The organism is Hyphomicrobium sp. (assembly GCF_009026145.1).
GTDB lineage: Bacteria > Pseudomonadota > Alphaproteobacteria > Rhizobiales > Hyphomicrobiaceae > Hyphomicrobium_A.
Genome location: NZ_WBUE01000014.1, coordinates 87,950 through 100,882, shown reverse-complemented (window position 1 = coordinate 100,882; position 12,933 = coordinate 87,950). Strand labels below are relative to the sequence as shown.

Here is a 12,933-nt window from a genome sequence, read left to right as displayed (position 1 = left end):
GCTCGCCAACAGGACGCCGGAGGAGTTCCGAGATCACCATCTGGCCCTTGCCGCAACGACCGGCTCGGGCCAAAACTTCAGCCCAGGACTCTACTCCTGATTGGAGGGAAGTCGGGTCTCAGGTCAGCCGCTGTTGCCGTTAAAGGCCGCCTACGCTCCTGAGGCTGGGGCCTGGGATATTCCTGGGTGGACTTTGGTTCTTGGCGGTTTGTTTATTGCCGCATGGTCGACATACGGCTTCGAGACAGCCGTTTGCTATACTGCCGAGTTCCGCAATCCGGCGAAGGATACGTTCAGGGCGATTTTCTATTCTGGTTTGCTTTGCTTGCTGCTGTACAGCCTTGTGCCGTTCACGTTCCAGGGCGTTCTCGGCCTTGAGGGCATGCTGGCCGCGCCAATTGTGGATGGGTCAGGCGTCGCCGAGGCCATGGCTCGAATGGTGGGCGGAGGCGCGTTCGTGACCAACTTGCTCGTGATGATGATGATCCTCGCGCTCATGCTGTCGATCATGACGGCGATGGCGGGTTCATCGCGCACGCTCTATCAGGCTTCGGTGGACGGATGGTTGCCGCGCTACCTGAGCCACACGAACGAACATGGCGCGCCGACTCGCGCGATGTGGACGGACCTGTGCGTCAACCTGGGCATTCTCGCCATTGCCTGCGCTGATGCAACGAGTTTCTTCTTTATCCTGGCTGTGTCGAACGTCGGCTATATCATCTTCAACTTCCTAAACCTCAACGCAGGATGGATACACCGTATTGACAATGCGCATATCCACCGGCCGTGGAGGGCACCAACAGTCCTTCTCGCGCTCGGGACGATCCTGGCATTCGTCAACGCGGTGTTTATGGGAGCAGGCGCGAAGGTCTGGAACCCTAACGCCTTGTGGGCCGGCCTGTTCACGGCAAGCTTGATCCTGCCTGTGTTCTGGTTCCGACACTACATCCAGGATCGGGGCAAATTCCCTGATCACATGTACGAAGATCTCAATCTTACCCCAGGTCAAATGGCCGTGCGCAAGGCCGGAGTGGCTCCATACTTGGTGCTACTTGCTGGCCTGGCAACAGTGCTCATTGCCAACTGGATCTTCAAAATGCCCAGTTGAGCTTGGAGCGGCTCAACTCGCCGATGCGCTCCACGCGCCTGTTCGAACTTTGTAGTCGAACAGGCGCGTGGGGTGACTCAAATCGCACCCTCTAGAGCACAGCATGGTACGGGAGGCTCAACAATGCTCGACGCACCCAAGGCGCGACACTCGATCCTAAATGATAGACATCGTGCCCTCGGATCGGATCTCTCTACGTCGTGGAACGGCATGCCCGTTCCCCAAAACTACTCTACCTGCCCGTATGAAGAAACTGCGGCCGTTCGATATCGCGCCGGTTTGTTCGATGTTTCGGCGTTGAAGATGATCAATGTTACAGGCCAGGATGCGACGGCGTTTCTGAACCACTTGCTCACCAGTGACGTTTCAAAAGCGGCCCCGGGCGATTCCCATATCAGCAACATTGTAAATGCAGACGGGGCCATAATCGACGATGTCCTCGTGTACGTCGACGGGCCGAACCAATACAGAGTTTCTCATGGAAGTGGTTCATTCGAGGAGGCTGCAGCTTCTGCCCAGAGCAAATTCGCCGTGAGCGTGAAGCATGACGACGATGTTCACATCCTGTCCTTGCAGGGTCCGCGAGCGATTGAAATTCTGGCTGCACATACGCCGATGAATCTCGGCGGCCTCGGATACTTCCAACACCAGAAAACGACACTTTTCGGTAAGCCGGTGGCGATCGCCCGTGGCGGTTACTCGGCCGAGCGCGGGTACGAAGTGTATTGCTCCAGCGCCGATGCGCGGCACGTCTGGGATTCCATCCTGGGCGCCGGCAAGCCAAGGGGTGTGATGGCCGCCTCATGGTCCTGCCTGGATATCATCAGGGTCGAAGGCGGCCTACTATTCTTTCCCTTCGATATGCCCCATGGCGATACGACCCCATGGGAAGTGCGGGCGGATTGGTCAGTTGACCTGACGAAGCCTGACTTTGTCGGCAAGCAGGCGCTCATCGCCAAAAAGGGTAAGGAACGATCCTTTATTACCGGAATTGAGGTGTGGCACTCGGAGACCGTCCAGCCTCTATCCAAGATCACCGCGAACGGCAAAGAAGTGGGCGTGGTGACGAGCTCCACCTATAGCCAGCATCTCATGAAATCGCTGGCCATGGCCCAGATAGACCCGGCCTTTACGAAGCTCGGCACCGAACTTGTCGTGCAGGACGGCGGCGCCCGCAACGCGATCGTTGTGCGCATGCCCTTCTACGATCCGATGCGACTTAGAACTCATCCTGTTCCCGAGCGCACTTAGGGCTCCCCAGAGTGCGTGAACTGGCCGGAGGCGGTGGCCTCCGGCCCTTTTTGGCCCTTCGGTGTTGAAGGTGAAGCTGGGTTAAGGGAGGGATTGGACGAGCATGGAAATGAACCCGGCCGATATCGGCGGCATGATTGGCGTTATGATGCTGCTTTGGGCCTACTTTCTCCTCCAAAGTCAGCAGGTGAAGTTTGACGATTATGCGTTTCTAGGACTAAACGCGACGGGATCGTGTCTAATCGTCATTTCTCTATTGAGGGAATTCAATATTTCTGCATTCCTTATCGAGGTCGCTTGGGTGGCGGTCAGTTTGTATGGCATCTATCGACGGTGGAGGAGAAATGAGGAATAGTATCAATAGGGGTGGCGATAAAAGTGCAGTCAATTGGCGGTCGATCACTCGACACCAATCGGGACCCGTTCAGGCGGCGAGCGAGACGCGGCAAATCAAGAGTCGGGCTTGCATTTCGTATTCTAGTGGCTGCGTGTCATGATGCAGAATTCAAACACGCCGTACTCGGAAACGCAGGAGGGGCGGAAGGTAGACGCTAGTAGGAGTCCTTGCCCTGGAAAGGGTGAACAGGATACATTAGCGGCGCCAGGCTCCGCGCGAGGACCATATTATACGGCTCTCGTTCAACTGCCCGCACTGGTCGATGGCCGAGAGATCGCTTTCCAGGCGCAGGGGTTCCGGTCGCGCATGACCGGCGCGGAGGCTTTATGCCTCACTCATAGGAACGAAAGCAAATCCGGCGAACCACCAATTGTACGGGTGCATTCCGGGTGTGTTACCGGCGACATTTTTCACTCGCTCAGATGTGATTGCCGCGAGCAACTTCAGTGCGCCTTACGGGTCATTGTGGCGGCAGCATATGGCGTCTTGATCTATTTGCCGGCGCATGAGGGACGCGGCATCGGTCTTTTCGAAAAGCTGCGGGCGTACGGTTTGCAGGAGAAGGGCCTCGACACGGTCGATGCGAATCTTGCTCTCGGGGCGCCAGTCGACGCCCGGGACTATACGCTCGCCGCGGAGATCCTTGGCTATCTCGGCCTAACGCGCCTGCGATTACTGTCCAACAATCCGGCCAAAGCGAACGCTCTCAGAGAGAAACAGATCACGATTCTCGAGTGCATGCCGATCGTTGTTGAGAGCAACCATCATAATGAACGATACATGCAAACGAAGCGCGATCGACTTTCACACGGGATTTGAGAGCAGGCGGCCTCACCATTGAATGGATGCAAGAGCATGCCCCTAACTGCTGATCTGGATAGCGACACCAAGTCGGGCAATCGCGCGAGCCGCTTGCGCGTGGGTCAGCTACAAGAACCGTTCGCGCCAACAGAGCAAGTGCTTGACGACCTGCGAAACGGCCGCATGGTCATAATCGTAGATGCGGAAGACCGAGAGAACGAGGGCGACCTTGTAATACCGGCGCAGATGGCCACACCGCAGGCGATAAACTTCATGGCGACGCATGGCCGTGGACTAATTTGCCTTGCAATGACGCGCGCTCGGGCCGAGACGCTTCATCTCAGCCACATGGTAAGAACAAACGGCTCAAGGCACCGGACTGCGTTTACGCAGTCCATCGAGGCGAGAGAGGGAGTGAGTACGGGGATATCTGCCCGAGATCGCGCGCGCACGATAGCGACTGCCATTGATACGACCAAAGGCGCTTCGGACCTCGTCAGCCCCGGCCATGTCTTTCCACTTATCGCGCGCGACGGCGGCGTGCTTGTGCGAGCTGGGCATACTGAAGCTTCTGTCGACCTTGCCCGACTGGCCGGATTGATGCCCGCCGCTGTAATCTGCGAGATCATGAATGCTGACGGTACGATGGCACGCGTACCAGACCTTTTGGCCTTCGCTAGGTATCATCAGCTCAAGGTCGGGACCATTGAAACCCTTATCTCATACAGGCTGAGGCATGAGCGTCTCGTCCGCCAGATCGCGGAGACAAAGGTCAATTCGTGCTACGGTGGAAGCTTCGATCTGAAAGTGTTTGCCACAACGGTCGAACCAGGCGAGCACCTTGCCTTGATCAAAGGGGACCTCTCCCAACCCGGTCCTGTTCTCGTCAGAGTGCACGCGTTCAATCCTATGACTGACCTTATCGGAGGTGGGCTTGAGTCAGGGGCTGACCCTGTAATCGCGAAAGCGCTGAGGGCCATTAGCAGCGAAGGGAGGGGTGTACTGGTCCTGATAATGGATGCCGGACGGGAGAGCATTTCAGAATGGATAGGGTTGCGATCAGATCAAACCTGCCGTGAGGCGAGTGGGCGACTACGCTTGCTGGAGACAGGAATTGGATCCCAGATACTTAAGAGTCTAGGAATCACCAATATGGCGCTCCTGACTAGCTCGGCGCTCCATGATTATGTCGGCGTCGAGGCATTTGGACTGTCAATTGTTGAAACCCGTCAGCTGGAATAGCCCCTCGAGCGTGCGGCGAATACAATTCTACAGGTCTTTGACCGAGCCATTGGTGACTGACCTATCAACTTCGCAGGCCCGCCGCGCGCCGTGTCGGAGCTGGGCGCGGGCGATCTTCATGAAGTTGTCGTAGAGGCGGCGGGAATTTGAATGTAGCTCGGGCATGGCTGCACTAACGTCTGCCTGAAGTCTTGTGGCAGCGGACGGGCCATGGAGACGCTCGAGAAGGGCCGAACTATCCGGATGTTCACACCAGGCGCCTACCGAACGAAGCGTTGCTTCGACGTGGTATTGCACTCCGAATGCGGTGGATCCGACCATGAAGGTCGAGATCGGGCAATCCACGGACGAGCCGAGCACCAATCCATCTTGCGGAAGCGAGATCACCTCTGCTCCATGCCACTGCACCGCACGCTTCTTCGTGCCGAATCCGGAGAATAGTGGGTGCTGTCGACCGGCGTCGCTCAACTCGATTTGAAGGAGCGCGACCTCCGGCTTGACGGCAGGCTCAACTCTTCCACCAAGAGCGTCTGCGAGCAGCTGATGGCCAAGGCAGACGCCGAGGTAAGGCCTATCTAGCTCTCCAACCCATCGACGGATTGCGTCTTTCTCCGCCGCAAGCCATGGATTTTCCGCCTCCTGCCATACGTCCATGGTTCCTCCCATAACCATCAGTATATCGAAGCAATTGAGGTCAGGGATTGCCTCGCCGCGGTTGAGTTCGACCACTTTCGGCTCGATGCCATCAGCGGCTAGATGGTCGCCGAGCGTACCTGGCGGGCAGTAGTGTCCATGCTGAAAGATCAGAACACGAGGTTTCATGGGGCTCCGGTCCGCGGGGGCTGGGCATGCTCGCTCGACACGGAAGCATACCAATTGGTGCCATTGTTGAGACCAACAATGCACCGCATGGCGCCAGATATCAACGTCCCTGAGGTGGAAAAGGGGGCTCAGCCGAGCAGATGGACTAAGCGCATACCGCAACATGGGCTTTGCATCGGGTCTGCCAGGGCGCCAAGACCGAGGGCCGTTGCACTATGAAAGGTCCGCAGATATGTAGTACTTCCTTCTCGGCGGACAAGTTGATCCGAACTCCTCTTGAACGATAGGTTCGAGAATTGGGTACTTTCGAGCCCGGGCGGCTGGTACCCGTCAACTGGAGTTGGCATCCATAAGCTGCCCTAAGTGCCCAATACGGCGTTTCTGCTATTCTAAGTGTGACCAACAACCTGGGTCTGACAATGAGATCTGCCGCTTCCTCCCCGCGGGGTGCGCGTTCCATCGCACGTGAACTCCAGGAAGCCATTACGAACGGCGCTTTTGGTTACCGCGAGCAGCTCCCTACCGAACGTCAGCTCGCTCAAAACTACGGTGCATCGCGGACAACCATCCGCAAGGCTTTGATGTGGCTTGAGGATCAAAGACTTGTCGAACGCAGGCCCGGCAGTGGCACATACGCAAGCTACGAGCCGGAAACGAGTAATCAAGACATCGCGGAGAGAACCAGCCCCCTCGAGCTCATAGAGGTGCGGGCGGCAATCGAGCCGCAGATGGCAAGGCTCGCCGTCCTTCACGCCACAGCGCGCGACCTCGATAAGGTGCAATCGCTATTGAAGGAACTCCAGACTGCCGAACAGGCACTTGACGCCGAGCGATACTCGTCGGCCGATGAGCAATTCCATTTGGCAGTGGCAACCTGCACTTCGAACCCGCTACTGGTCTGGCTGTATAAGCAGATCAACATCATCCGCACGCACGCGCAGTGGGCCGATATGCGAAAGAAGATCCTGACGCGTGAGAACATGCGCATCTACAATGAGCAGCATGCTGCCATCCTGCGCGCTATTCAAATGCGCGATGCCGCCGGTGCAGCCGACGTTATGGTCCAGCATATGGCCAAGGCGCGCGATGACCTAATTGGTGCACACAGCCTGTAGATCTTCACCCGATGTGAGCCTGGTCCAACGCTGACTGCGGCCGGCCTCAAGGAGACTGGAGAGAAATCATTGCGATGCAGCATGAGGTCCTTTCTGGGCGCTGCATGTGCGGCGTTGTGCGTTTTGAACTTGCGCCGCCGATCCGTGGCGTAATCGTCTGCCATTGCAGGCAGTGCGCACGTTGGTCCGGGCATGTGGTCGCAGCAACGGCTGTAGCGGCAGACCGCCTCACGATTCGTGCGGGCGGCGCCGAGATCAAGTGGTTCACCTCCTCATCGAAGGCCGAACGGGGCTTTTGCAGCGTGTGTGGTTCGAGCCTATTCTGGAAGCCGGCGGACTCAACGCGCATTGCCGTACTCGCGGGAACACTCGAACCGCCAACCTGCCTTGCTATCGCTGCGCACGTCTACGTTGGCGACAAATCGGACTATTATGAGATCGGGGATGGCGCCCCCCAGTTCGCCCTGGGCGCGGACAGCGCGATTCTCTTTCCGAAATAGTCACCCGGATCGGGACGGACATCGAATTGTCCCCCGCACACATGCCCCCGTGCCCCTACGCGATAGACCAAAGCCAACCACGAGACAAAAATATCAATAGATTTGGTGGCAGCGTTGCTGACGCGCACCATAACATAGAAATCAATGGCTTAGATTCACGGATCGCGTTGCGGCTTCGATTCGGATGGAGTTTAAGTTCGTGGTCCACATACGGTCCACAAGTGGTCCGCATTTAGATCACGCGCTTTGCCAGGGGATGGGGGAGTTCGAGGATGAACATAAAGAGTCGTCTAGCACTGATCACAGCCGCAGCTCTCATGGCCGCTGCCGTTGCAGCGAGTTCCGACGCGCGCGCCGACGGTTACGAGGTCGTCAAGTCTGCGCCGGCCGAAGAGAGCAGGAAGTTCACCTACTCTTTCACGCTCACTGGAACCTCGGACTACGTGTTCCGCGGTATTAGCCAGACAGACAACGATCCCACCGTGCAGGGCTCGATCGATATTGGCTACGGGATCTTTTACGCCGGTGTCTGGTCCTCGGGTCTCGACCTTGAGGCGGTGGGGAGCCCTGCGCAGGTTGAGATCGACTATTACGCTGGGCTTAAACCCGTTTGGGGGCCCGCAACGTTCGACTTTGGCATTCTCTATTACAGCTACCCCGGGCAGAACTGGAATCCGGGTATCGACCTTCCCGGGATTGGCTATTGGGAATTAAAGGCCGGTGCCACTGTGGCGCCCGTCACGAATATGACCGTGGGCGGCACCGTCTATTACGCCTGGGATTACTCAGTCGGAACCGGGCCGGTCTGGACGCTTGAAGGCAACGCGGGCTACACGTTCCATGCCGTTGGTCCCTTCACGCCGACCGTTAATGCAGTCGTCGGCTATCAGACAGCCGAGGACAATGCCTTCCTAGTCGCCAATGGCTTCGACAACTATTGGTACTGGAACGCCGGACTTTCCCTCGGGGTCGAGAAGCTCACCTTCGACTTCCGTTACTGGGACACGGATGGCGCGTCCAACCCACTCTCGGACACTTTGACTTGCATCAATTCGCACTGCGACGAGCGGTTCGTATTCAGCGCCAAGGTAACTCTCCCCTGATGGAGAACGGGACCCCGTACCCGTCCGGGGCTCGCTTCGGCGTTAGGGCATTCGTGGAACCGCTTTCGCTTTCCGAGAAGGAAACTGGGCCCGACAGCCGTCGGGCCCAGTTCGAGCCACGGAAAGTTCGATGTCGGTCAATGTGCAGTCTTGATCACGATCAAACCGAGAGCGACGAAGGCGAGGGCCGAGGCACGGATCAACGCGGGCATGCTACCGTTGAGCGTGGGAGGGTGCATTCTGCCCGTCGATTGCTGCGCTCCAGAAAGTGCCTGCCCGCGATGTCCGCAAGGCGTCGCCGCCATCCCGGATAGATTCGCCAACCGCACTTCTCGCCTGGCAGCATGATGCGTGCCCAACGGGCGATATCGAATTCGACCTCGTGCGAGACGATGATGCCATCTCTGGTGATCAGGTGCGCTTCTACCTCCAAGCGCTCCCGCTTCCGCGCATTCTCGCGCCTAGCACGGAGTGTAACGCGAATTCTTGATGAGCGGAGACCGACATCTTCGACAGCGTATTCCGCATCGAACTGGCGCAACGTTGCAAATAGTCTGTGAAGAAACGTCGTCAGCCTCGACCCCGACAAGCATCCGAGCACGGGATCGATGAGACGCGCGTCCGCTGCATACAGGCTGAGGAATCCCAAGGCATCACGCCGCTGTGCGTGAATAAAAAGACCATCGATGATCCTCCTATTCGCACTCAGTTCATCGTCGATCATTTGACCCATCCGAATGTAGTGAAACCTGATGCAGACTAAAGGGCCGGATGGGAACTCCGGTGCGGCTGAATTGGGGCCTAAAGCCGCTGAATTGTAACGGAGTATCTCGGCGAGCGGTCTATCCTGCGCATGCGGAGCGTAGAAATGTTGCGCACGTCCACGCAAGGCATCTCAGCAATGACCGTGGTATCGCTTCTCGCGCATGCAATCTCGCATTCCGGGCCCGTCATAATCGACCGGTGATGCGCATTGGCTCACTGCGACGGGAAACCTTATGCAATAAGATTTCTCCGTTCGGTCACAGGGCGGCGTCCCGACGCAGCAAAAACCGATTTCCACCACTGTAGTCTCCGGTAAGGGACGTCCCCGGTGCTCGACATTGCCAGCAGGCAGACACTCAAAGCACGCCGAGTGTGGAGTCCGGTCTAGGACTGCTCCGGGGCGCCTGGCAGCAACGTTTCGACACAAACCGGCCACAGGGGGAAATGTTTGGAAACAGAATGTTGTAACCGGGAAACCGGGTGCCCCCACTCTTGCAGCATCACCTGATCGCCAATGGCCGATTGATGAGCAAGCCGGAGCAGCGACGCCTCCCTACCGATATCGACGCTCTCCTGGCCACTTCGGCGCGCGCACGTCAACTTTTCCCGCGAGCGCTGAAATGGTCTGCATTGCTGGGGATCTTAGGGCTTGCTGTCTGGGCCGCCGCATTGTTGCGCAGCAGTCCCGAAGATACCAGTTACGTCACCGATCCGGCAACGCGCGGCAACCTGCTGGTCACCGTCACGGCGACAGGGTCTGTGCAGCCCACCACCAAGGTCGACATTTCGAGCGAACTCTCGGGCACGGTGCGCAAGGTCAACGTCGACTACAACGACGCCGTCACCGCCGGTCAGGTCCTGGCGGTGCTCGACACTGACAAGCTGAAGGCGAGCGCTGACAATTCACGCGCCAAGTTGGCGTCGGCCAAAGCGAAGGTGACCGAGGCTCAGGCAACGGTCACGGAAAAAGAGCGTGAATTTTCACGCAAACGGGCGCTCGCCGAAAAGCATGTCGCGTCGATCCAGGACCTCGATGCTGCGCAGGCTGCCCTTGATCGGGCCAAGGCCGCGCTGGACAGCACGCGTGCCGATGTCGGCATCGCGGAGGCAGACCTCGCCCTCAACGAGACGAACTTGACCAAGGCGACGATCACCTCGCCGATCACGGGCATTGTGCTCAATCGGAATATCGATCCCGGCTCAACGGTCGCCACTACGCTGCAGGCCTCGACCCTCTTCACCATCGCCCAGGATCTGAAGAAGATGGAGCTGCAGGTCGACATCGATGAGGCAGATGTGGGTAAGGTGATGGCTGGCCAAAAAGCAACGTTCTCCGTTGATGCATATCCTGACCGTAAGTTCCCGGCTGTTATTCGCGACGTCCGTTTCGCTTCCGAAACTGTGTCGGGCGTCGTCACCTACAAAGGCGTTCTCACAATTGACAACGCCGAACTGTTGCTGCGTCCCGGCATGACGGCGACGGCCGAAATCAAGACTGCGGAGATTCAGGATGCGCTTCTTATTGCCAATTCCGCGCTTCGTTATTCGCCTCCGGCCTCGTCTTCCAGCGAGCAGAGAAGTTTGCTCAATCGCTTGATGCCAGGTCCCCCTGCCATGCGCCGCGTCAGCGCCCGCGAGGAAACCGGTCCCAACCGCACTGTGTGGGTGTTGCGCGACGGCGCACCCCAGAGTGTCGAGATCGTTATCGGCTCGAGCGACGGCAAGCGCACTGAGGTGCTCGGCGACGAGTTGCACCCGGGCGATCCCGTGATCGTCGATAACATCCAATCGACAAAGTGACGGGGCCATGCTGCAGAAGGCCCCTGCCGATCCGGCGCTCATCGAGTTCCGCAAAGTGACGCGGACATTCGGAATTGGAACTGGTGCTGTCCACGCGCTGGCTGGCGTCGATCTTCAAATCGCGACGGGAGAGTTCGTCGCGATCATGGGGCCTTCCGGTTCAGGTAAGTCGACGGCGATGAACATTCTTGGCTGTCTCGACGCGCCGAGCAGCGGTGATCACCTGTTCCACGGCCGCGAGGTCGGACGCCTACCGCGCGATCAGCGGGCCTTAATACGACGCTACTTCCTCGGGTTTGTGTTCCAGGGATTCAACCTTCTGCCCCGCACGACGGCGCTGGAAAACGTCGAGCTTCCTCTCGTCTACCGGGGAATTACATCCGGTGAAAGACACCGGCTCGCGGCCAAAGCTCTCGAACAAGTGGGCTTGGCCCACCGCGGCAGTCATACGTCAGCCGAGTTGTCGGGCGGCCAGCAACAACGGGTCGCCATCGCCCGTGCCATCGTCACCTCGCCGGAAGTGCTGCTCGCCGATGAGCCGACCGGCAACCTCGATACGCGGACCAGCATCGAGATTATGGAACTCGTCACCAGCCTCAACCGAAACGACGGCATTACGGTGGTAATGGTCACTCACGAGCAGGATATCGCCGCCTACGCTCAGCGCGTCATCCGTTTCGTAGATGGTCGCATCGAAAGCGATGTCCTCAACAAGCAAAGCGTGTGATGCTTCTCGAAATGCTTCGGCTGGCAGTTCAGGCGCTTGGGCGAAATGCCCTGCGCTCCCTGCTGACTGTGCTGGGTATCGTGATCGGCGTCGGTGCGGTAATCGCCATGGTCACAATAGGCAATGGAGCCACGGCCAAGGTCTCCGCGGATCTCGCAAAGCTCGGTTCTAACCTTCTCATGGTCAATCCCGGCCAATTCGGCCCCGGGCGCGTGAGTTCGGACGCCAAGCCGTTTAACAGCCGCGATATCGACGCCATGAAGAACCAGCTCTCAGGCGTCAAGGCAGTCGCGCCACTGGCCCAACAGTCAACCACCGTCGTTGCCGCAACGGAGAACCGCATCGTATCGATCTCGGGCACCGACAATGACTATTTCATCGCACAAGACTGGGCACTGGACGCGGGCCGTACGTTCGTCGATGGCGAGATCAGGGGTGGACGCGCTGCATGCATCATAGGCACGACCGTTCGAACGAAGTTGTTCGGGGGCGGCAATCCCATCGGACGCATTATCCGCGTCGGGAAGGTATCCTGCGAAGTGACCGGCCTCCTGGAAGCCAAGGGCCAGTCGAGCTTCGGGACGGACCAGGACGATACGGTGCTGATGCCGTTGCGCACGTTTCAGAGGCGCATCGCCGGCAATACCGACATCGCTCGCATTATGGTTTCGGCGAACGACGGCGTCGACATGGCGAGGTTGCAGGCAAATATCGAAGCGCTGCTGCGCGAGCGCAGAAACATCACGTCCGGCAAAGAAGACGACTTTTCAGTAGCTGACATGAAGCAGATCGTGCAGGCCACGACTGGCACCGCCTCAATATTGACGGGCCTCTTGGGGGCGGTCGCAGCAGTCAGTCTGATCGTCGGCGGAATCGGCATCATGAATATCATGCTCGTGTCCGTGACAGAACGGACGCGCGAAATAGGCATTCGCCTTGCGATCGGCGCCCTGGAACGGCAAGTGCTGGCGCAATTTCTCGCCGAGGGGATCGTGCTGTCGCTGTTCGGAGGGGTGATCGGCATCATCCTGGGGCTAAGCCTTGCCCTGCTCGGCACTACGATCTTGCAGGTACCGTTCACTGTCGACCCGAGCATCGTGCTGCTTGCATTTACGTTCTCGGCCCTAGTCGGCATCGTGTTCGGCTACTTCCCCGCCCGTCAGGCCGCACGACTGAACCCGATCGAGGCGCTCCGGCATGAATAGCTCTTGTCGGTAGCCACCGAGAACGATTCCCTACGGCGTCGGTAATTCGATGATGAAGCTGAAAGTCGTCGTGGGATCGACCACGACCCATCGACAC

At 58.4% G+C, this 12,933-nt stretch carries 12 protein-coding genes and 1 pseudogene; 11 read left to right on the top strand and 2 right to left on the bottom strand.

The window, feature by feature from the left end; translation table 11 throughout:
* Positions 1–127: 127 nt before the first annotated feature.
* The 5 genes and pseudogenes from F9K20_RS12445 to ribB form a co-directional block, all read left to right on the top strand.
* A pseudogene (locus F9K20_RS12445) lies at positions 128–1,108 on the top strand (APC family permease); the annotation flags it as partial.
* Between the two features lie 123 nt (positions 1,109–1,231).
* Entirely contained in the window at positions 1,232–2,359 is a 1,128-nt protein-coding gene (locus F9K20_RS12440; protein WP_291002001.1) for an aminomethyltransferase family protein, read from the top strand.
* Between the two features lie 103 nt (positions 2,360–2,462).
* The gene (locus tag F9K20_RS12435) at positions 2,463–2,714 is read left to right on the top strand and encodes a hypothetical protein (protein WP_291001999.1); all 252 of its coding nucleotides are present in this window, start codon (positions 2,463–2,465) and stop codon (positions 2,712–2,714) included.
* Between the two features lie 288 nt (positions 2,715–3,002).
* The gene (locus F9K20_RS12430; protein WP_291002013.1) at positions 3,003–3,575 is read left to right on the top strand and encodes a GTP cyclohydrolase II; all 573 of its coding nucleotides are present in this window, start codon (positions 3,003–3,005) and stop codon (positions 3,573–3,575) included.
* A gap of 99 nt (positions 3,576–3,674) precedes the next feature.
* Positions 3,675–4,799: a 3,4-dihydroxy-2-butanone-4-phosphate synthase gene (gene ribB, locus F9K20_RS12425; RefSeq protein ID WP_291002010.1), complete on the top strand. Its 1,125-nt coding sequence runs from the start codon at positions 3,675–3,677 to the stop codon at positions 4,797–4,799.
* A gap of 27 nt (positions 4,800–4,826) precedes the next feature.
* Here ribB and F9K20_RS12420 read toward each other — a convergent pair whose 3' ends face one another.
* The gene (locus tag F9K20_RS12420) at positions 4,827–5,621 is read right to left on the bottom strand and encodes a type 1 glutamine amidotransferase (RefSeq protein WP_291001996.1); all 795 of its coding nucleotides are present in this window, start codon (positions 5,619–5,621) and stop codon (positions 4,827–4,829) included.
* 395 nt (positions 5,622–6,016) lie between these two features.
* On the opposite strand from F9K20_RS12420, the gene F9K20_RS12415 reads away from it, so the two are divergent.
* The 3 genes from F9K20_RS12415 to F9K20_RS12405 all read left to right on the top strand — a co-directional run bounded on the left by F9K20_RS12415 (position 6,017) and on the right by F9K20_RS12405 (position 8,339).
* On the top strand, positions 6,017–6,736 hold the full coding sequence (locus F9K20_RS12415; protein WP_291001993.1) for a FadR/GntR family transcriptional regulator: 720 nt from the start codon (positions 6,017–6,019) through the stop codon (positions 6,734–6,736).
* A gap of 74 nt (positions 6,737–6,810) precedes the next feature.
* The gene (locus tag F9K20_RS12410; protein WP_291001990.1) at positions 6,811–7,236 is read left to right on the top strand and encodes a GFA family protein; all 426 of its coding nucleotides are present in this window, start codon (positions 6,811–6,813) and stop codon (positions 7,234–7,236) included.
* A gap of 272 nt (positions 7,237–7,508) precedes the next feature.
* Complete coding sequence (locus tag F9K20_RS12405; RefSeq protein ID WP_291001987.1) at positions 7,509–8,339, top strand: TorF family putative porin; 831 nt, start codon at positions 7,509–7,511, stop codon at positions 8,337–8,339.
* A gap of 199 nt (positions 8,340–8,538) precedes the next feature.
* Here the strand turns inward: F9K20_RS12405 and F9K20_RS12400 are convergent, their stop codons facing one another.
* Complete coding sequence (locus tag F9K20_RS12400; RefSeq protein ID WP_291001984.1) at positions 8,539–9,063, bottom strand: hypothetical protein; 525 nt, start codon at positions 9,061–9,063, stop codon at positions 8,539–8,541.
* A 533-nt stretch (positions 9,064–9,596) separates the two neighbouring features.
* Here F9K20_RS12400 and F9K20_RS12395 point away from each other — a divergent pair.
* From F9K20_RS12395 to F9K20_RS12385, 3 genes are read left to right on the top strand one after another with little or no spacing between them, the layout of a single operon-like run.
* The gene (locus tag F9K20_RS12395) at positions 9,597–10,904 is read left to right on the top strand and encodes an efflux RND transporter periplasmic adaptor subunit (protein ID WP_291001980.1); all 1,308 of its coding nucleotides are present in this window, start codon (positions 9,597–9,599) and stop codon (positions 10,902–10,904) included.
* 7 nt (positions 10,905–10,911) lie between these two features.
* Complete coding sequence (locus tag F9K20_RS12390; RefSeq protein ID WP_291001977.1) at positions 10,912–11,631, top strand: ABC transporter ATP-binding protein; 720 nt, start codon at positions 10,912–10,914, stop codon at positions 11,629–11,631.
* On the top strand, positions 11,631–12,836 hold the full coding sequence (locus F9K20_RS12385; protein WP_291001974.1) for an ABC transporter permease: 1,206 nt from the start codon (positions 11,631–11,633) through the stop codon (positions 12,834–12,836). Before F9K20_RS12390 ends, F9K20_RS12385 begins: the two co-directional genes overlap by 1 nt.
* Positions 12,837–12,933 lie beyond the last annotated feature (97 nt).